This is a genomic window from Streptomyces sp. 2114.4 (assembly GCF_900187385.1).
GTDB lineage: Bacteria > Actinomycetota > Actinomycetes > Streptomycetales > Streptomycetaceae > Streptomyces > Streptomyces mooreae.
This window is the reverse complement of the sequence record NZ_FYEY01000001.1, coordinates 3631888-3650908: the sequence shown is the minus strand read 5'-3', so window position 1 is coordinate 3650908 and position 19021 is coordinate 3631888. Positions and strand designations below refer to the sequence as shown.

Sequence of the window (19021 nt, the reverse complement as noted above, 5' to 3'; positions counted from 1 at the left end):
ACGGCACCGGGCGCCAGGTATACGGGACACCGGGCACCACACAGGGGGCTCAGGCCCCGCAGGCCACGGCTTCCGCCTCGGCCGGCACCCGCGCCGCGGGCAGGGAGGCCGCCACCGCACGGTGCGGATTGTCCTGCGCCGGACGCAGCATCCGCCCCAGCCACAGCGACAACGCCGTGATCCCCAGCGCACACACCACGAGCATCCCGATGTACGCCCCGTACATCCCGTGCCCCACCATCAGCGCGCCCACAGCCGGACCGAGCGCCAACGCCAGCTGCTTGACCAGCGCGAACGCCGAGTTGTACTGCCCGATCAGGGAAGCCGGCGCCAGATCGGCCACCAGCGGAGCCACCGTCGGCGACAGCATCGACTCACCGATACCGAACAGTGCGTACGTCGAGATCAGCAGCGTCGTCGCCACCACCTGCGCGCCGTGCACCAGCCCGGACAGCCCGGCGGCCAGCCACGCCACCGTCCAGACCACCCCGACCAGCGCCATCACCCGGCTGCGCCGCCGCCGCTCGACCAGCTTGAGCACCACGAACTGCGCCGCCACGATCGCCGCCGTATTGGCCGCGAGCGCGATGCCCAGGCCGGCCGGCGGTATGCGGGTGACCTCGGTCGCGTAGGCCGCCAGCCCCGATTCGAACTGCCCGTAGCAGGCGAAGAACAGCACGAACCCCAGGACACACAGCCACACCATCCGCCGGTCGGCGAACATCGCCCGCCAGGCACCCCTGGCCCGCTCCTCGGTCGGCACCGCGTCCTCGACCTTCGGCGACCGCGGCAGCCGTACGGACGCCACCGCCGCGCCGAGCACCAGGAACATCACGGCCTCGATGGCGAACAGCCGCACAAAGCTCGACGCATGCGCCTCATCGACCAGCAGCCCGCCGACCAGCCCGCCGACGCCCAGCCCCAGGTTGTTCAGGAAGAACTGGGTGGCGAACGCCCGCGACCTCGTCAGCGTCGTCGAGCACCATACGATCATCGTCGCGAGGGCCGGCTGAATGACCGCTATCCCGGCACCGAGCGCGATGGCCGACGCGATGACCAGCGGCTCGGTGGCGGACAGCCCGATCCCCAGGGAACCGATGGCGGCGGAGACCGTGCCGGCGATGGCCACCGGCAGGGGCCCTCGCCGGTCGATGGCGCGACCGGTCAGCGGCAGGACGACCAGCGCGGCCACCGCCAGCAGGGCGAGCACCGCACCGGCAGTGCTCGCGCCAAGATCCCGCACCTTCGCCACATAGACGTACAGATACGGAACGGTGAAGCCGCTCCCGAACGCACTCAGCGCGTTCCCGAGCTGGATCCGGCGCAACGCGGCGCCCATCGCGGTGGTCACACTCACCTACCTAGGTCAGGTCATCAAACGGATATGAGGGGCGAACCCACGAGCTGGGACAGACACCAGGGCAAGACCCGTCCGGAGCCGGACAGTCTCACCCTGAAGACTTCAACTCTAAAGTTCGAAGTTGAAGAGTACACCTCGAAGAACTTCAACGCCAATGACTTCCATGCCATACTGCGCCGCATGCCTGAGCCCTCAGATGCGGCCGCCGACGCTGCCGAGCCGAGCCTCGAGGAACAGATCGCGGCCTACCAGCGCGAATTCCAAGACCTCGACCCCCAGGTGGAGCAGGTCGTCTCCGCACTCCAGCGCCTCAACCGGCGGATGAACGTCGCCTACGGGCGGCAGACCGCCACCCTTGGACTGAGCAACGCCGAGTGGGAAGTCCTCAAGGCCCTCGTCGTCTCCGGCGCCCCCTACGAAATGGGCCCCGGCGAACTCGCCAAGCTGCTCGGCCTCACGCCGGCCGCCATGACCCACCGCATCGACCGCATGGCGAACGAGGGGCTGGTGACACGGGAGCGCGATGAGACCAACCGCGTCCGCGTGATCGTCGCGCTCACCCACGAGGGCCGCGAGAAGTGGCTCGAGGCGATGCGCCTGGCAACGGTCTTCGAGGAAGACCTCCTCCAGGACCTCTCCGGCGAGGAGCGTCAACTTCTCGGCCAGGTCCTGACCCGTCTGCTGCGCCGCGTCGAGGACGCCCAGCCGGACGCCGACGGACGTCTGAGTGACCTTGACTGACGCAAGTTGACACTGCCCTCCCCGATACGTAGTGTTCTCCGAGTTGCCACAGAGCCGGAACGGTTCGAGGCGACCATTCGCCGCTTCGCGGCACACCACTACTGCACGGCCCCTCACCGGGACCAATTTCGGCATGCCGAAATTCGACCGTGACGTGATTATGCGTCAACGAGGAATTCCGCTAAAGTAGTGATCACGCCGAAAGGCGCGGCAACGCAAGAAGCCGCACCCCAGGCAAACCCCTCCGACGGGGAATCGGAAACGAATTCGGGCCGGCAACGGATCGAAATCGGGTCTGCTAGAGTCGGAAAGGCCGGAAAGCGAAAGCTGAACGGCCGACCCGCTCCAACAGGGGCCAGACACGGAAACGGATCTGGTACGCTTGGAAAGCGCGAAGAAGCCGAAAGGCGGAAACGCACCGGCGAAAATCGGGACCGCAAGGATCTGATAGAGTCGGAAACGCAAGACCGAAGGGAAGCGCCCGGAGATCCTGGTGAAACAGGAACAAAGGAAGCGTCCGTTCCTTGAGAACTCAACAGCGTGCCAAAAGTCAACGCCAGATATGTTGATACCCCGTCTCCATCATGGAGATGAGGTTCCTTTGAAAGCCCACCACGGCCCGAGCGGTCGGGGTGGCACACACAGCGAGGACGCTGTGAACGACCGGACCTATTCCGTCCGCTCGTTCCGCTCTCGTGTGTGTTCACCGGATTACCGGTAAACATTCACGGAGAGTTTGATCCTGGCTCAGGACGAACGCTGGCGGCGTGCTTAACACATGCAAGTCGAACGATGAACCTCCTTCGGGAGGGGATTAGTGGCGAACGGGTGAGTAACACGTGGGCAATCTGCCCTTCACTCTGGGACAAGCCCTGGAAACGGGGTCTAATACCGGATACGACCTCCGACCGCATGGTCTGGTGGTGGAAAGCTCCGGCGGTGAAGGATGAGCCCGCGGCCTATCAGCTTGTTGGTGGGGTGATGGCCTACCAAGGCGACGACGGGTAGCCGGCCTGAGAGGGCGACCGGCCACACTGGGACTGAGACACGGCCCAGACTCCTACGGGAGGCAGCAGTGGGGAATATTGCACAATGGGCGAAAGCCTGATGCAGCGACGCCGCGTGAGGGATGACGGCCTTCGGGTTGTAAACCTCTTTCAGCAGGGAAGAAGCGAGAGTGACGGTACCTGCAGAAGAAGCGCCGGCTAACTACGTGCCAGCAGCCGCGGTAATACGTAGGGCGCAAGCGTTGTCCGGAATTATTGGGCGTAAAGAGCTCGTAGGCGGCTTGTCACGTCGGATGTGAAAGCCCGGGGCTTAACCCCGGGTCTGCATTCGATACGGGCAGGCTAGAGTTCGGTAGGGGAGATCGGAATTCCTGGTGTAGCGGTGAAATGCGCAGATATCAGGAGGAACACCGGTGGCGAAGGCGGATCTCTGGGCCGATACTGACGCTGAGGAGCGAAAGCGTGGGGAGCGAACAGGATTAGATACCCTGGTAGTCCACGCCGTAAACGTTGGGAACTAGGTGTGGGCGACATTCCACGTCGTCCGTGCCGCAGCTAACGCATTAAGTTCCCCGCCTGGGGAGTACGGCCGCAAGGCTAAAACTCAAAGGAATTGACGGGGGCCCGCACAAGCAGCGGAGCATGTGGCTTAATTCGACGCAACGCGAAGAACCTTACCAAGGCTTGACATACACCGGAAAACCCTGGAGACAGGGTCCCCCTTGTGGTCGGTGTACAGGTGGTGCATGGCTGTCGTCAGCTCGTGTCGTGAGATGTTGGGTTAAGTCCCGCAACGAGCGCAACCCTTGTTCTGTGTTGCCAGCATGCCCTTCGGGGTGATGGGGACTCACAGGAGACTGCCGGGGTCAACTCGGAGGAAGGTGGGGACGACGTCAAGTCATCATGCCCCTTATGTCTTGGGCTGCACACGTGCTACAATGGCCGGTACAATGAGCTGCGATACCGCGAGGTGGAGCGAATCTCAAAAAGCCGGTCTCAGTTCGGATTGGGGTCTGCAACTCGACCCCATGAAGTCGGAGTTGCTAGTAATCGCAGATCAGCATTGCTGCGGTGAATACGTTCCCGGGCCTTGTACACACCGCCCGTCACGTCACGAAAGTCGGTAACACCCGAAGCCGGTGGCCCAACCCCTTGTGGGAGGGAATCGTCGAAGGTGGGACTGGCGATTGGGACGAAGTCGTAACAAGGTAGCCGTACCGGAAGGTGCGGCTGGATCACCTCCTTTCTAAGGAGCACTTCTTACTCGGACTTGTCCGGGTCAGAGGCCAGTACATCAGCGAGTGTCTGATGCTGGTTGCTCATGGGTGGAACGTTGACTATTCGGCACACTCGGTTGGTTGTCACTAGTACTGCTTCGGCGTGGAACGTGGGGATTGACGGGGTGGGCCGGGCACGTTGTTGGGTATCTGAGGGTACGGACTGTGGTCTGGACCTTCGCGATGCCGGCCCCAGTGAACTCAGCCTTCGGGTTGGGGTGGTGGGTGGCTGGTCGTTGCTTGAGAACTGCACAGTGGACGCGAGCATCTGTGGCCAAGTTTTTAAGGGCGCACGGTGGATGCCTTGGCACCAGGAACCGATGAAGGACGTGGGAGGCCGCGATAGGCCCCGGGGAGCTGTCAACCGAGCTTTGATCCGGGGGTGTCCGAATGGGGAAACCCGGCAGTCGTCATGGGCTGTCACCCGCTGCTGAACACATAGGCAGTGTGGAGGGAACGCGGGGAAGTGAAACATCTCAGTACCCGCAGGAAGAGAAAACAACCGTGATTCCGGGAGTAGTGGCGAGCGAAACCGGATGAGGCCAAACCAGTCACGTGTGATACCCGGCAGGGGTTGCGTGGTTGGGGTTGTGGGATCTCTCTTTCACAGTCTGCCGGCTGTGAGACGAGTCAGAAACCGTTGATGTAGGCGAAGGACATGCGAAAGGTCCGGCGTAGAGGGTAAGACCCCCGTAGCTGAAACATTAGCGGCTCGTTTGAGAGACACCCAAGTAGCACGGGGCCCGAGAAATCCCGTGTGAATCTGGCGGGACCACCCGTTAAGCCTAAATATTCCCTGGTGACCGATAGCGGATAGTACCGTGAGGGAATGGTGAAAAGTACCGCGGGAGCGGAGTGAAATAGTACCTGAAACCGTGTGCCTACAAGCCGTGGGAGCGTCGCACAAGGACTTGTCCTTGTGTCGTGACTGCGTGCCTTTTGAAGAATGAGCCTGCGAGTTTGCGGTATGTTGCGAGGTTAACCCGTGTGGGGAAGCCGTAGCGAAAGCGAGTCCGAAGAGGGCGTTGAGTAGCGTGCCCAAGACCCGAAGCGGAGTGATCTAGCCATGGGCAGGTTGAAGCGGAGGTAAGACTTCGTGGAGGACCGAACCCACCAGGGTTGAAAACCTGGGGGATGACCTGTGGTTAGGGGTGAAAGGCCAATCAAACTCCGTGATAGCTGGTTCTCCCCGAAATGCATTTAGGTGCAGCGTCGTGTGTTTCTTGCCGGAGGTAGAGCACTGGATAGGCGATGGGCCCTACCGGGTTACTGACCTTAGCCAAACTCCGAATGCCGGTAAGTGAGAGCGCGGCAGTGAGACTGTGGGGGATAAGCTCCATGGTCGAGAGGGAAACAGCCCAGAGCATCGACTAAGGCCCCTAAGCGTGTGCTAAGTGGGAAAGGATGTGGAGTCGCAGAGACAACCAGGAGGTTGGCTTAGAAGCAGCCATCCTTGAAAGAGTGCGTAATAGCTCACTGGTCAAGTGATTCCGCGCCGACAATGTAGCGGGGCTCAAGCACACCGCCGAAGTCGTGTCATTGCAACATGAGGACCAACGTCCGTTGTGATGGGTAGGGGAGCGTCGTGTGCCGGGTGAAGCAGCCGTGGAAACGAGTTGTGGACGGTTCACGAGTGAGAATGCAGGCATGAGTAGCGATACACACGTGGGAAACGTGTGCGCCGATTGACTAAGGGTTCCTGGGTCAAGCTGATCTGCCCAGGGTAAGTCGGGACCTAAGGCGAGGCCGACAGGCGTAGTCGATGGACAACCGGTTGATATTCCGGTACCCGCTTTGAAGCGCCCAATATCGAATCCATTAATGCTAAGGCCGTGAAGCCGCCCTGGATCCTTCGGGTGAAGGGGAGTGGTGGAGCCGCTGACCCAAGGTGGTAGTAGGTAAGTGATGGGGTGACGCAGGAAGGTAGTCCAGCCCGGGCGGTGGTTGTCCCGGGGTAAGGGTGTAGGGCGTTGTCCAGGTAAATCCGGACAGCATGAAGCCTGAGACCTGATGCCGAGCCGATTGTGGTGAAGTGGATGATCCTATGCTGTCGAGAAAAGCCTCTAGCGAGTTTCATGGCGGCCCGTACCCTAAACCGACTCAGGTGGTCAGGTAGAGAATACCGAGGCGTTCGGGTGAACTATGGTTAAGGAACTCGGCAAAATGCCCCCGTAACTTCGGGAGAAGGGGGGCCATTGCTGGTGATCCGATTTACTCGGTGAGCTGGTGGTGGCCGCAGAGACCAGCGAGAAGCGACTGTTTACTAAAAACACAGGTCCGTGCGAAGCCGTAAGGCGATGTATACGGACTGACGCCTGCCCGGTGCTGGAACGTTAAGGGGACCGGTTAGTCGACCTTCGGGTCGGCGAAGCTGAGAACTTAAGCGCCAGTAAACGGCGGTGGTAACTATAACCATCCTAAGGTAGCGAAATTCCTTGTCGGGTAAGTTCCGACCTGCACGAATGGCGTAACGACTTCTCGACTGTCTCAACCATAGGCCCGGTGAAATTGCATTACGAGTAAAGATGCTCGTTTCGCGCAGCAGGACGGAAAGACCCCGGGACCTTTACTATAGCTTGATATTGGTGTTCGGTTCGGCTTGTGTAGGATAGGTGGGAGACTGTGAAACTCTAACGCCAGTTAGGGTGGAGTCATTGTTGAAATACCACTCTGGTCGTGCTGGATGTCTAACCTGGGTCCGTGATCCGGATCAGGGACAGTGTCTGGTGGGTAGTTTAACTGGGGCGGTTGCCTCCTAAAGGGTAACGGAGGCGCCCAAAGGTTCCCTCAGCCTGGTTGGCAATCAGGTGTTGAGTGTAAGTGCACAAGGGAGCTTGACTGTGAGACTGACGGGTCGAGCAGGTACGAAAGTAGGGACTAGTGATCCGGCGGTGGCTTGTGGAAGCGCCGTCGCTCAACGGATAAAAGGTACCCCGGGGATAACAGGCTGATCTTCCCCAAGAGTCCATATCGACGGGATGGTTTGGCACCTCGATGTCGGCTCGTCGCATCCTGGGGCTGGAGTCGGTCCCAAGGGTTGGGCTGTTCGCCCATTAAAGCGGTACGCGAGCTGGGTTTAGAACGTCGTGAGACAGTTCGGTCCCTATCCGCTGTGCGCGTAGGAGTCTTGAGAAGGGCTGTCCCTAGTACGAGAGGACCGGGACGGACGAACCTCTGGTGTGCCAGTTGTCCTGCCAAGGGCATGGCTGGTTGGCTACGTTCGGAAAGGATAACCGCTGAAAGCATCTAAGCGGGAAGCCTGCTTCGAGATGAGGACTCCCACCCCCTTTGAGGGGTTAAGGCTCCCAGTAGACGACTGGGTTGATAGGCCAGATATGGAAGCCCGGTAACGGGTGGAGTTGACTGGTACTAATAGGCCGAGGGCTTGTCCTCAGTTGCTCGCGTCCACTGTGTAGGTTCTGAAGTAACGACCTGTGTCATGTCCGGGTTGGTTAACTTCATAGTGTTTCGGTGGTCATTGCGTTAGGGAAACGCCCGGTTACATTCCGAACCCGGAAGCTAAGCCTTTCAGCGCCGATGGTACTGCAGGGGGGACCCTGTGGGAGAGTAGGACGCCGCCGAACAATTTTTCAGCTCCGGTCTCTGAACCTTCGTGGTTCAGGGACCGGAGCTTTTTTGCGTTTCGTGGCCGCTCGATACCCTCAGGGGCATGCGCTATGAGCTGGTCATTTTCGATAACGATGGCGTTCTGGTGGACAGTGAGCCGATCGCTAATCAGATCCTGGCCGCCTACCTCACCGAGCTGGGCCATCCGACGACCTATGAAGAGTCGCTGCGTGACTTCATGGGCGGGGCGAAGCACCGCATTCACGAGACGGTGCTGGAGCGGTCGGGAAAGCGGCTGCCTGCCGGGTTCGACGCGACCTTTGATGCGCGGGTCTTCGAGGAATTCCGCGGGCGGCTGGCGCCCGTGGTGGGTGTGGCCGAGGTGCTGGACAAGCTGGCCGCCGACGGGGTGCCGTACTGCGTCGGGTCGTCGGGGAGCCATGAGCGTATCCGGGTCGCGTTGACGGAGACCGGGCTGTTCGAGCGCTTTGCCGAGGGGCAGGCCGGTGGCGGCGGTGCGACCGGGCGCATTTTCTCCTCGGAGGATGTGGGGCGGGGGAAGCCGACGCCGGATCTCTTTCTGCATGCGGCGCGGGAGATGGGTGTGGCACCGGAGCGGTGTGCGGTGGTCGAGGACAGTCCGCTGGGGGTGCGGGCCGCGATCGCCGCGGGGATGGACGTGTACGGCTTCACGGCGATGACGCCGGCGGTGAAGCTGACGGAGGCCGGGGCCACCACGCTGTTCGGCGATATGGCGGAGCTGCCGGCGCTGTTTGCAGGAGAGCCGGAGAGCGGTGCAGCGGTAGAGCAGTAGAGCCGGAAAGGCCCCCGGCGGGCGGGGAGCCCGCCGGAATTGGTGGGGAGATCCATCTACCCAGTGGTAGTGGGGAGTCCTAGGCTGAGCGGCCATGACGGCCCCCCGGGTACCAGGAGCGCGGTTACGGCACGGCAGGGTCTCGCTCGCCCTCAGCTTCTTCGTCCAGGGGGCGGTCTTCGCCCTCCTCGTGACCCGTATCCCCGCGATCCAGGAGCGCTACGGGATTTCGGACGGACTGCTGCCGGCCTTCCTCGCGGCGGTGCCGGTCCTCGCGGGGGTCGGCAGCTTCGTTGCCGAGCAGGTGGTGAAGCGGATACGGGCCGGCCGGGTCCTGCGATGCGTGCAGCCCGTGGTGTGTCTGGCGCTGCTGGCGGTCGGGTCGGTCGGGTCGATGGCCCAGGCCGCCGTCGCGCTGGGGGTCTTCGGGCTTTCCGTGGGGGCCCTGGACGCCTCGATGAACATGCTCGGGGTGAGTCTGCAGCGGGCGTACGGGCGGAGCATCATGCTCGGATTCCACGCGGCGTACAGCCTGGGCGGCATTGCGGGCGCCTCGCTGGCCTGGGCGGGCGCGCACTGGAAGCTGTCGCTTGCGCTGCTGTACGGGCCGGTGGTGGCGGTGCTGGTGCCGCTGGCGCTGCTCGTGGGCCGCTGGTTCGTGGACCGGGACCGCCAGGATCCGGTGGAGGGCGGGGGAGGGCCGGCGCCGGCCGTTGCGCCTGTCGCGATGCGGGTGTTGTTGCCGCTGTGTCTGGTGATGGCGTGTGCGTATATCGGGGACTCGACCGTCTCCAATTGGAGCGCCAAATATCTGCAGGACGTCCTGGGGAGTTCCGAGCAGCTGGCCACCGTCCCGTACAACGTCTATATGGTCACCACGTTGCTGGGGCGGGCGGTCGGAGATCTGGGTGTGCGGCGGTTCGGGGCGGTCGCGGTGGTGCGGACCGGGACGGTGGTCGCGGCGGGCGGTTTCGCGGTGGTGGCGGCGGCTCCGGGGGCCTGGGCCGGGATGGCGGGGTTCACGCTGCTGGGGTTCGGGCTGTGTGTGATCGTGCCCCAGACGTTCGCGGCGGCGGGGCGGTACGCCGGTGAGCAGCACGGCCCCGGGGCCTCGGACCTGGCCGTCGCGCGGCTGAACATTTTCAACTATGTGGGTTTTCTGATCGGCTCTCCGCTGGTCGGGGCGCTCGGTGATTCCTGGAGCTATCGGGGGGCGATGCTGGTACCGATGGCCCTGGTATTGGTGACGTTGGTGTATGCCCGATCGTTCGGGGCGCCGAAGGCCCGATACGGTGACCGATATGAGCGGCCGCGCACAGCTGATGTGGGATGAGGCAGTAACGGGCTACGACTTCGGGTCCGGACACCCGATGGACCCGGTCCGGCTCGCGCTGACCATGCGTTTGGTGGAGGCGTACGAGCTGGACCGCGGGCCGCTGGAGGTGGTCGCGGCCAAGCCTGCCGGGGACTCCACCCTGCGGCTGGTGCATCGCGAGGACTACATCGCTGCGGTCCGCAGAGCCTCGGCGGACCCTGCTGCCGCGGATCTCTCGTACGGGCTGGGAACGGCGGACGATCCGGCGTTCGCGGGGATGCATGAGGCGTCCGCGCTGATCGCGGGCCAGTCGGTGGGGGCGGCGGAGGCCGTCTGGCGCGGCGATGTGGCGCATGCGGTGAACTTCGCCGGCGGGCTGCACCATGCGATGCCGGGCGGGGCGGCCGGATTCTGTATCTACAACGACGCGGCGCTGGCGGTCGCCCGGCTGCTGGAGCTGGGCGTTGAGCGGGTCGCGTACGTCGATGTGGATGTGCACCACGGCGACGGCGTGCAGGTGGCCTTCTGGGACGACCCGCGGGTGCTGACGATCTCGCTGCACGAGCATCCGCGGACGCTCTTCCCACAGACCGGCTGGCCGGAGGAGACCGGCGGCGCGGGAGCGGAGGGCAGCGCGGTGAATGTGGCGCTGCCGGCCGGGACCGGGGACGAGGGGTGGCTGCGGGCCTTTCATGCGGTGGTGCCGGAGCTGCTGGGGGCCTTCCGGCCGCAGGTGCTCGTGACGCAGCACGGCGCCGATACCCACTTCGAGGATCCGCTGGCGCACCTTGCGGTGAGCCTGGACGCGCAGCGCGCGGCAGCGGAGGCCTGTCACGACCTGGCGCACCGGTACGCGGACGGCCGCTGGGTCGCGCTCGGCGGAGGCGGCTATGCGGTGGTGGACGTGGTGCCGCGCAGCTGGACGCATCTGGCCGCGATCGCGGCGGGGCGGCCGATCGAGCCGACCTCCATGGTTCCGGAGGCGTGGCGGCACGAAGTGTTCCGCAGGACGAGGCAGTTGGCGCCGCAGCGGATGACGGACGGCCGTACGCCGCAGTGGCGGGACTTCACCGACGATGGCTATGACCCGGCCGACCGGCTGGACCAGGCGGTGCTGGCGACCCGCAGGGCGGTGTTCCCGGCGCATGGGCTGCTTCCGTAGGTCCCTGTAGGGGCGAGCTCCTGCCCTGGAGGTGCGAGGCTCTGTTGTCTCCCCTGTCGCGCTGTTGCGGCTCCGGAGAGGCACGGCGCTGCGCCGTACGGCCGTACCGGCGCCGTGCCCCCAAAGGTGTGACTACCCGTCGGTCAGGGCACCCGTGGGCCGACCAACCGGACAGTATGGGACGCGTGTTGGGCACCGGGGCGCTGCGGGCGCACCTGATCGAGGCGCGGCTCGCGGGGACGATCGCGACCAGGCGGGAGAAGAGTCTGGCGCGCTACCGGCTCTTCGCGGCGCGCGATCCCCGGGCGCTGCTGGGGCTGGATCCCGAAGGGGACTGGCCGGTCGGTGAAGTGCTGAGACTGATGGGGCGGAAGTGCGGGGTTTCGGTCGATCTCGCACATACTTCCGGCCCGGATGAGATCGATCCCGACCGCACCCTCGCGGCGCTGGACCGGTTCGCCGAACGGGTCGGAGAGGCGGCCGGCCGCCGGGCGCCGGTGCTGATCGGTACCGGCCATCCGGACCGGCTGGTGGGGTTCTACGCCGCCCTCGCAGACGCTCTCTCGTCGGCGGGCTGCCCCGTTCTCACCCCGGCGTATGGCGCCCGTGTCGACATAGCGACCCGGTTCGGCGTACGTACCTGCACACTCGACTACGTACGGGGAGTCGCGGTGATGCGAGAAACCGGCGTGCGGAGCGCGCCGGGGACGGGGGGCGTACACACCCATTCACCGCTCCCGGTACGGACCGCTCTGGCGGCCTTGGGGGGCTCCGCCGGGCCGCCGCCGGGTCTGGTGATCGGGGACCACGGATGGGCCTGCGGGGCAGGTCAGCTGGGCATCGAGGCGATCGGGCCGGCGGATGCGGACGATCCGGCGCTGTTCGTCGGTGAGGCCGAGGGGCGGGTGTCGGTGGCGGTGCCGCTCGACGACGGCGTGCCGAGCGCGCACTACCAGCCCCTGGCGCACTATGTGCTCAATCGTGCATATCTGTCCCGATAGGGGGCTGTTCGCTGCTCCTCTTCCCCACTCGCATCACCCGCCCCTAATCTGGGGAGTGAGCGCATAGCGACGAAGAGTCACCGGAGGGGAAGCCGGTGACCGTCTTATGCGGAAGGTGCAGGTGTGGCATGGCTGCAGACCAGAGGCCTCTGAACGAGGTCGTGTTCCTGACAGTGGCGGAAGTCGCCACGGTGATGCGGGTGTCGAAGATGACCGTGTACCGCTTGGTGCACAGTGGCCATCTGCCCGCGATTCGGGTGGGGAGGTCTTTCCGGGTTCCGGAGCAAGCGGTTCACGACTATCTCCGGGAGTCCTTTGTGGGGGTGGAATCAGCCTGACGAGACCTCGCCGACCCTCGGATTACGCCGTTCGCCCGTCGCCGGGTAGGCTGGCCCGATGTAGGTAGTGTGGGCTCGGACGCCCCGCACCGAGTGATTCGAAGTGAGCGAGGGTAGTCGTGGGCTCTGTTATCAAGAAGCGGCGCAAGCGGATGGCTAAGAAGAAGCACCGCAAGCTGCTCAAGCGCACCCGTGTTCAGCGTCGTAACAAGAAGTAAGCGACGCTGATCGCGAATTCGCAGCCCCCATCGCCTTGGTGCGATCGGGGGCTGCGGTGCGTTGTGGGCCGTATGGACGGTGGTCGGACGGAAATGTGGCCACGGGCATCCCGCGGACATCACTGCGCAACACCTACCCGATAGCGTGGCCTGCACAGCTCGGCCACGGCGGTCGCGGCGGGTAAGGAAGGGCTGATCTTGGGCAAGGTCGTGCTCGTCACGGGAGTCGCACGGCAGCTGGGCGGCCGGTTCGTCCGCCGCATCCAGCGCGATCCCGACGTCGACCGGGTGATCGGGGTCGACGCCGTGGCACCGGAACACCATCTGGGCGGCGCCGAATTCCGTAAGGCCGATATCCGGCATCCGGCCATTGCCAGGGTCCTGGCCGAGACGGGCGTCGACACGGTCGTCCACATGGATATCAATGGCACGCCGTTGAGCAAGCGCGGCGGCCGCGCCTCGGTGAAGGAAACCAACGTCATCGGGACGATGCAGCTGCTCGGCGCCTGCCAGAAGGCCCCGAACGTGCAGCGCCTGGTCATCAAGTCCAGCACCAGCGTCTATGGCTCCGCGCCCCGCGACCCCGCCGTCTTCACGGAAACCACCACGCCGAAGTCGCTGCCCAGCGGCGGCTTCGCCAAGGACGTCGTCGAGGTCGAGGGGTATGTCCGCGGCTTCGCCCGGCGCCGGCCCGATGTGGCGGTGTGCGTGCTGCGCTTCGCCAACATCCTCGGGCCGTGCGCGGATTCCCCGCTCGCCGAGTACTTCTCGCTGCCGGTGTGGCCCACCGTCCTCGGCTATGACCCGCGACTGCAGTTCGTCCACGAGGGTGACGCCATCGAGGTGCTGCGGATCGCCGCCGCCGCGCCGCGCCGCGGGACGCTCAACAGCGGCACCTTCAACATCGCCGGGGACGGCGTCCTGCTGCTGTCGCAGACCTCCCGGCGGCTGGGGCGGCCCACCGTCCCGCTGCTGCTGCCGACCGTCACCTGGGCCGGTACGGCGCTGCGGTCCATCGGCATCTCGGACTTCTCGCCGGAACAGATCCGGCTGCTCACGCACGGCAGGGTCGTGGAAACGACGCAGATGCGCGAGACACTGGGATTCCATCCGAAGTACACGACGGCGGAGACCTTCGCGGAATTCGCCCGCAGCCGTGGACCCGGGCTGCTGCCGCCCGAGTCCGTCGCCCGCACCGTCGACCGGATCGCCGAGGCGCTGCCGGCCCGCGGTGGCCCGACCCAGTGAGGAGTTCATCCACGATGGCGGACGCCAAGGTCATCCCCTTCGGCGAGGAGCCCCGGGCGCGCAGGAAGGCCAGGAGGGCCGGGCGCACGGGGCACGGCACGGCGCTGGCGCCGGTGCCCGAGGCCCGGACCGAGCACCCTCCGGCAGCGGTGCCGCGGCCGAACCCCGGGCGGTCCCTGGAGGAGCGGATCGCGGGCGGGCTGGCCTTCCTGCGCCGGCGCATCACCGGCGACTACGAGGTCGACGACTTCGGGTACGACGAGGAGCTGACCGACCAGGTCCTGATGTCGCTGCTGCGGCCCTTCTACGAGAAGTACTTCCGGGTAGAGGTGAAGGGTGTCGAGAACATCCCCTCCGACGGCGGGGCGCTGATCGTCGCCAATCACTCCGGGACGCTGCCGCTGGACGGTCTGATGCTGCAGGTCGGGGTGCACGACAACCACCCGGCGCAGCGTCACCTGCGACTGCTGGCGGCCGATTTGGTGTTCGTCCTGCCGGTGATAAACGAGCTGGCGCGCAAGGCCGGGCACACCCTGGCCTGTGCGGAGGACGCCCAGCGGCTGCTGGAGCGCGGCGAGATCGTCGGAGTGATGCCGGAGGGCTTCAAGGGCATCGGCAAGCCCTTCTCGGACCGCTACAAGCTGCAGCGGTTCGGGCGCGGCGGCTTCGTCTCGACGGCGCTGAAGGCCGGGGTGCCGATCGTGCCGTGCTCGATCGTGGGCGCCGAGGAGATCTACCCGATGATCGGGAACGCCAAGACGCTGGCGCGGGTGCTGGGGCTGCCGTACTTCCCCCTCACGCCGACCTTCCCGTGGCTGGGGCCGCTGGGCGCGGTGCCGCTGCCGACGAAGTGGACGATCCAGTTCGGCGAGCCGATCCCGACGGCTGGCTATCCGCCGGAGGCGGCGGACGATCCGATGCTGATGTTCAACCTGACCGACCAGGTGCGGGAAACGATTCAGCACACCCTCTACAAGCTGCTGGTACAGCGACGCTCGGTGTTCTTCTGAGGGAAGGACCAGAGAACACCGAGCGCCGGAGGGACTGCTTCGCTGCTGTGCTACTTCGGGAGATCCTCGCCGTCGATGCCCAGGCCGGGAAGCAGCCCCGGGATCAGCGGCGGGAGAGTGACATCGGGCTGGCCGCCGGTGTCCCGGCCGCGGTGCTGGTGGCCGCGGTCGTGCGGGGACGCGCTGCCGCTCTTGGACGGCGGGTCGAGCAGGCCGCCCGTATTGCCTCCGAGCAGGCCGTCCTCCTGGGACGGTGAGGTCGACGGGCGGGGGGCGTGCGAACCACCGGCGTGTTTGCCGGGGGCGGACCTGCTGCCGGACGGGGCGGGGTGCCCGTCGGACCGGGAGCCGGTGCCCGCGGAGGCGGGCGTGTTGCGGTGGTGGCTACGGCTTTCCGGGGTGGGCGGCAGCAGCGGGCGGAGCGGACCGACCTCTTTGTCTATGGCGTCGAAGACCGAACTGACCTTGTCACGGACGTCCATCAGCTGCACCGGGAGCTTGTCGCGCAACTGCGACCAGGTGCGGCGGTGGGACTTGGTGAAGGAGTTCAGCGCCTGGATGGGGTCGAGCGAGCCGTCGCGCTCGTAGGCCTGGTGCAGCAGGCGGTGGCCCTCGCCCGCATCGTGGGTGACGCCGGCGAGTGCCTTGCGGACCTCGCCGAGCGCTTCGTGGTCGAGGTCGGCGACCCGGGCGCGCTCCATCAGGCGGCGCGCCTCCATCATCCGGATGGCGGCCTGGTCGAGGTAGAGCCGGCCGCGGTCGGAGTCGTCGTCGGCCATGCCGAGCTTCAGGTCCTCCATGCCGCGCTTGAGGCCGTAGAGGGAGTCGCCGGGCAGCGCGTCGGAGCTGGCCGCGGCGACGCCGGTGAACGCCCCGGCGGCGACGCCGACCGTCAGCCCGCCGGCCGCCAGGCCCTTGGTGAGGCGGGAGCGCGGACGCAGCCTGCCGATGGATTTCGTGGCGCGGTGCGCGCCCCGGTGTTCGCGCTGCTCGGGCACCCTGGCACCGTCGGACGGAGCGCCTTCGGCGAAGGCGGACTCCATCGCGGCGATGAGCTGGGCGCGCTGGACAGTCTTGACCTCGGCTGCCATCTCCGGCCTCGGGAGTTTCCCGAGGCCGTCGGCGACCGCCAACAGCCGTGCTTCGCCCGGCGCTTGGGCCGGATCTTCGACCTGGTCCTCGGTCGCCGTGCCCTCGAGGACCTGCTCCTCAAGGGTCTGGGCGAAGGCGTTGGCCCGCCGGTGCACCGAGACATTCGCGATCACGGGCGGCACCTCCTCTCGTCATCCCGCTCGACTCCCCGGACTGGCTTTGACTGTCCAGACGGACCGGACGGTTGCAAGCCGTTGTCCGCGACCACTCGATCGAGTGAGAGGCAGCGGGCAAGGCATGACCGCATGGAGCCTGCATCCCGCACAACGAGCGGCGCGGCACTCGGGTTACGCACTCACGATGATCTGACCGACCGGGTAGGGAAGGTCACCAAGGGTGAGCGGATGCGGCACGGCACCGGTCAGCGGAATCTGCGGACAGGGGGCGGGTCGGCGGGTCAGCGGGCGTCTTCGGGGAGCAGCCGCGCCAGGGTGCGTACCGCGCGGTACTGGAGGGTCTTGATCGCGCCCTCGTTCTTGCCCATGACGCGGGCGGTCTCGGCGACCGAGAGGCCCTGCAGGAAGCGCAGCGTGACGCACTCCTGCTGCTGGGGGTTGAGCTTGCGTACCGCCTCCAGCAGGGCGGCGTTGGAGAGGGATTCGAGGACCGAGTCCTCGGGGCTGCGCTCGACCTCGTTGGCGTCGAGCATCTCTCCTGTGGTGACTTCCAGGCGGAAGCGGGAGGACTTGAAGTGGTCGGCGACGAGGTTGCGGGCGATCGTCACGAGCCAGGCGCCGAAGTCGCGGCCCTGCCAGGTGAAGGTGCCGATGCGGCGCAGGGCCCGCAGAAAGGTCTCGCTGGTGAGGTCCTCGGCCGTGGCGCGGCCGCCGACGCGGTAGTAGATGTACCGGTAGACGGTGTCGGCGTACTGGTCGTAGAGGCGGCCGAAGGCGTCGGCCTCGCCCGCCTGGGCTCGTTCGACGAGGTCCATCATGCGACGGCTGTCGCTGTCGGCGGGGCGGCGGGCGGTGGTCGTGCCGGTGCCGGAGCGGCGGGTTCTGCCGGCGGCCTTGCCGACCGCAGCGCTCCCGTCGGCCAGGGCGTAGCAGGGTCCGGCGGCGGGGACGGCTGAGGCGAATGCGGGGACGGCGTACGCGGTGGGGACAAAACTGCGCAGGTGGTCGACGAGTGTCGTACGCAGCGTAGCCAGGCCCGAGGCGTCAACCCCGACGTGTGGGTACACGGGACTCCCAGAGGCAGAGCTTCCATCACGTGCAGTGCGGGACCGTTCACTCGTCGTAGGGACGTGTGGGTTCCGGATTGCGTCTGAGGAGAATAACGCTTCGTACAGGCAGCGCTACACCCAGTTGCTCAAATCATCGATTAGTTACGGTCCGTGCCGGGTTGGTGGCAGATCAAGTATCGATTACTGAGCAACTTTTGATCGGAAGGAAACGCAATCTGCCTGGTTGGAGGGCGTGTTGTGGTTAACCGGCAGCAAAGGGACTGAGGGGACGGCGGAGGGGGTAGGAAGCCGGGATGGCCCGCCGTCCCGTAAGGCGATCAGGCCTGGTCAGCGGCGTCGGCGCTGCAGTGCGACCGCGGCCGCGGCACCGCCCGCCAGGGCGCCCACACCGGCCGCCGCGGGAATGCCGATCTTGGCGGCCTTGCGTCCGGTCCGGTAGTCGCGCAGCCGCCACCCCTGCTCCCGGGCGTGCTTGCGCAGCCGGCTGTCAGGATTGATCGCATAGGGGTGCCCGACGAGTGAGAGCATCGGGATGTCGTTGGCGGAGTCGCTGTAGGCCGCGCAGTGTGAGAGGTCCAGGCCCTCAGCGGAGGCCAGGGCGCGGACGGCCTCGGCCTTGGCCGGGCCGTGCAGCGGCTCGCCGACCAGTTTGCCCGTGTAAACGCCGCCGACGGACTCGGCGACGGTGCCCAGCGCGCCGGTCAGGCCGAGGCGGCGGGCGATGATCGTGGCGGTTTCGACCGGGGCCGCGGTCACCAGCCACACCTTCTGACCTGCGTCGAGGTGGGCCTGGGCGAGCGCGCGGGTGCCGGGCCAGACCCGCTCGGCCATGTACTCGTCGTAGATCTCCTCGCCGATGGACATCAGCTCGGCGACGCGGTGGCCCTGGACGATGGACAGGGCGCTGTTGCGGACGTCCGCCATGTGCTCGGGGTTCTCCGAGCCGGCCAGCCGGAAGTAGATCTGCTGCCAGGCGAAGCGGGCCAGATCGCGCTTGTGGAAGAAGTGCCGCTTGTACAGGCCGCGGCCGAAGTGGAACAGCGCGGCGCCCTGCATGACGGTGTTGTCCAGGTCGAAGAAGGCGGCGGCGGCCGTGTCCCCGACGACCGGGAAGTCGGGCTCCGCCGGGGTCTCGGTCTCCTCGGCGGGCGGCGCTTCCTGGGAGGACTTGCGGGCGGCCTCGGCTGCGGCCTCGCCGGCCAGCACACTGCGGGCCGTGGCGGGCCGTCTGCGGCGGGGGAGCCAGCCCAGGGAGAAGAGTGCCCCGGTGGGGCTCCAGCGGGGGCGGTGAGCGGGCGACGGGCGGGCCATGGCGCTAGCGTAGCCAGTTTGTTCGGTGCAGCCGGTTACGGGCGCGTGTCAGGAGGGCCTGGAGAGGGGGAAGTGTGCATTACAGCCACCTCTGCGGGGCCTTGGCGGGGCCTTAGGGGGCGGGGGAACACTTCCCGTAAGGGGAGGAAGTGCCCCTTGCGGGCCACAACGTGGCGGGGGGAGGGGGTATTCCGGGGGTGGGCTACGGCGCGGCGGGGAGAGGGGCGCCCACGAGGGGTGACGCCGGGCGGCGGGGAGAAGGGGTATTCCCGACGGGGCTGCCGCAGGCGGGGGAAGGGAGCTGAGGGAGCTGC

General features: G+C 66.1%; 13 protein-coding genes and 3 rRNA genes. 12 read left to right on the top strand and 4 right to left on the bottom strand.

The window, feature by feature from the left end; genetic code table 11:
• Positions 1 to 49: 49 nt before the first annotated feature.
• Entirely contained in the window at positions 50 to 1351 is a 1302-nt protein-coding gene (locus CFW40_RS15945; protein WP_088798534.1) for an MFS transporter, read from the bottom strand.
• A gap of 189 nt (positions 1352 to 1540) precedes the next feature.
• Between CFW40_RS15945 and CFW40_RS15940 the strand changes: the two genes are divergently transcribed.
• The 12 genes from CFW40_RS15940 (at position 1541) to CFW40_RS15880 (ending at position 15058) form a co-directional block, all read left to right on the top strand.
• Positions 1541 to 2101 (top strand): MarR family winged helix-turn-helix transcriptional regulator, encoded by a 561-nt coding sequence (locus tag CFW40_RS15940; protein ID WP_088798533.1) that lies wholly within the window; start codon positions 1541 to 1543, stop codon positions 2099 to 2101.
• 724 nt (positions 2102 to 2825) lie between these two features.
• Positions 2826 to 4354 (top strand): 16S ribosomal RNA (locus CFW40_RS15930).
• A gap of 303 nt (positions 4355 to 4657) precedes the next feature.
• A 23S ribosomal RNA gene (locus tag CFW40_RS15925) occupies positions 4658 to 7778 on the top strand.
• A 74-nt stretch (positions 7779 to 7852) separates the two neighbouring features.
• Positions 7853 to 7969: ribosomal RNA gene (gene rrf / locus CFW40_RS15920) — 5S ribosomal RNA — on the top strand.
• Together the 16S, 23S and 5S rRNA genes form the textbook arrangement of a ribosomal RNA operon.
• Positions 7970 to 8055: 86 nt before the next feature.
• Positions 8056 to 8766 (top strand): HAD family phosphatase, encoded by a 711-nt coding sequence (locus tag CFW40_RS15915; RefSeq protein WP_088802148.1) that lies wholly within the window; start codon positions 8056 to 8058, stop codon positions 8764 to 8766.
• 94 nt (positions 8767 to 8860) lie between these two features.
• Complete coding sequence (locus CFW40_RS15910) at positions 8861 to 10099, top strand: MFS transporter (protein ID WP_088798531.1); 1239 nt, start codon at positions 8861 to 8863, stop codon at positions 10097 to 10099.
• Positions 10068 to 11243: an acetoin utilization protein AcuC gene (locus CFW40_RS15905; RefSeq protein ID WP_088798530.1), complete on the top strand. Its 1176-nt coding sequence runs from the start codon at positions 10068 to 10070 to the stop codon at positions 11241 to 11243. The genes CFW40_RS15910 and CFW40_RS15905 overlap by 32 nt, the downstream gene beginning before the upstream one ends.
• Positions 11244 to 11428: 185 nt before the next feature.
• Positions 11429 to 12244 carry a phosphatase gene (locus tag CFW40_RS15900; protein ID WP_088802147.1) on the top strand — a complete coding sequence of 272 codons (816 nt, stop codon included), beginning with the start codon at positions 11429 to 11431 and terminating at the stop codon, positions 12242 to 12244.
• A 128-nt stretch (positions 12245 to 12372) separates the two neighbouring features.
• Positions 12373 to 12582 carry a helix-turn-helix domain-containing protein gene (locus CFW40_RS15895; protein WP_006604741.1) on the top strand — a complete coding sequence of 70 codons (210 nt, stop codon included), beginning with the start codon at positions 12373 to 12375 and terminating at the stop codon, positions 12580 to 12582.
• A gap of 119 nt (positions 12583 to 12701) precedes the next feature.
• On the top strand, positions 12702 to 12800 hold the full coding sequence (locus CFW40_RS15890) for a 30S ribosomal protein bS22 (RefSeq protein ID WP_003948845.1): 99 nt from the start codon (positions 12702 to 12704) through the stop codon (positions 12798 to 12800).
• A 198-nt stretch (positions 12801 to 12998) separates the two neighbouring features.
• Positions 12999 to 14048 carry an NAD-dependent epimerase/dehydratase family protein gene (locus CFW40_RS15885; protein WP_088798528.1) on the top strand — a complete coding sequence of 350 codons (1050 nt, stop codon included), beginning with the start codon at positions 12999 to 13001 and terminating at the stop codon, positions 14046 to 14048.
• 14 nt (positions 14049 to 14062) lie between these two features.
• Complete coding sequence (locus tag CFW40_RS15880; protein ID WP_088798527.1) at positions 14063 to 15058, top strand: lysophospholipid acyltransferase family protein; 996 nt, start codon at positions 14063 to 14065, stop codon at positions 15056 to 15058.
• Between the two features lie 50 nt (positions 15059 to 15108).
• On the opposite strand, the gene CFW40_RS15875 is transcribed toward CFW40_RS15880, so the two are convergent.
• The 3 genes from CFW40_RS15875 to CFW40_RS15865 all read right to left on the bottom strand — a co-directional run bounded on the left by CFW40_RS15875 (position 15109) and on the right by CFW40_RS15865 (position 18707).
• Positions 15109 to 16323, bottom strand: coding sequence for a DUF5667 domain-containing protein (locus CFW40_RS15875; protein ID WP_088798526.1), 1215 nt, complete (start codon positions 16321 to 16323; stop codon positions 15109 to 15111).
• Positions 16324 to 16607: 284 nt separating this feature from the next.
• On the bottom strand, positions 16608 to 17393 hold the full coding sequence (locus CFW40_RS15870; RefSeq protein ID WP_088798525.1) for an ECF subfamily RNA polymerase sigma factor, BldN family: 786 nt from the start codon (positions 17391 to 17393) through the stop codon (positions 16608 to 16610).
• Between the two features lie 330 nt (positions 17394 to 17723).
• Entirely contained in the window at positions 17724 to 18707 is a 984-nt protein-coding gene (locus CFW40_RS15865) for an HAD family phosphatase (protein WP_088798524.1), read from the bottom strand.
• Positions 18708 to 19021: the final 314 nt, after the last annotated feature.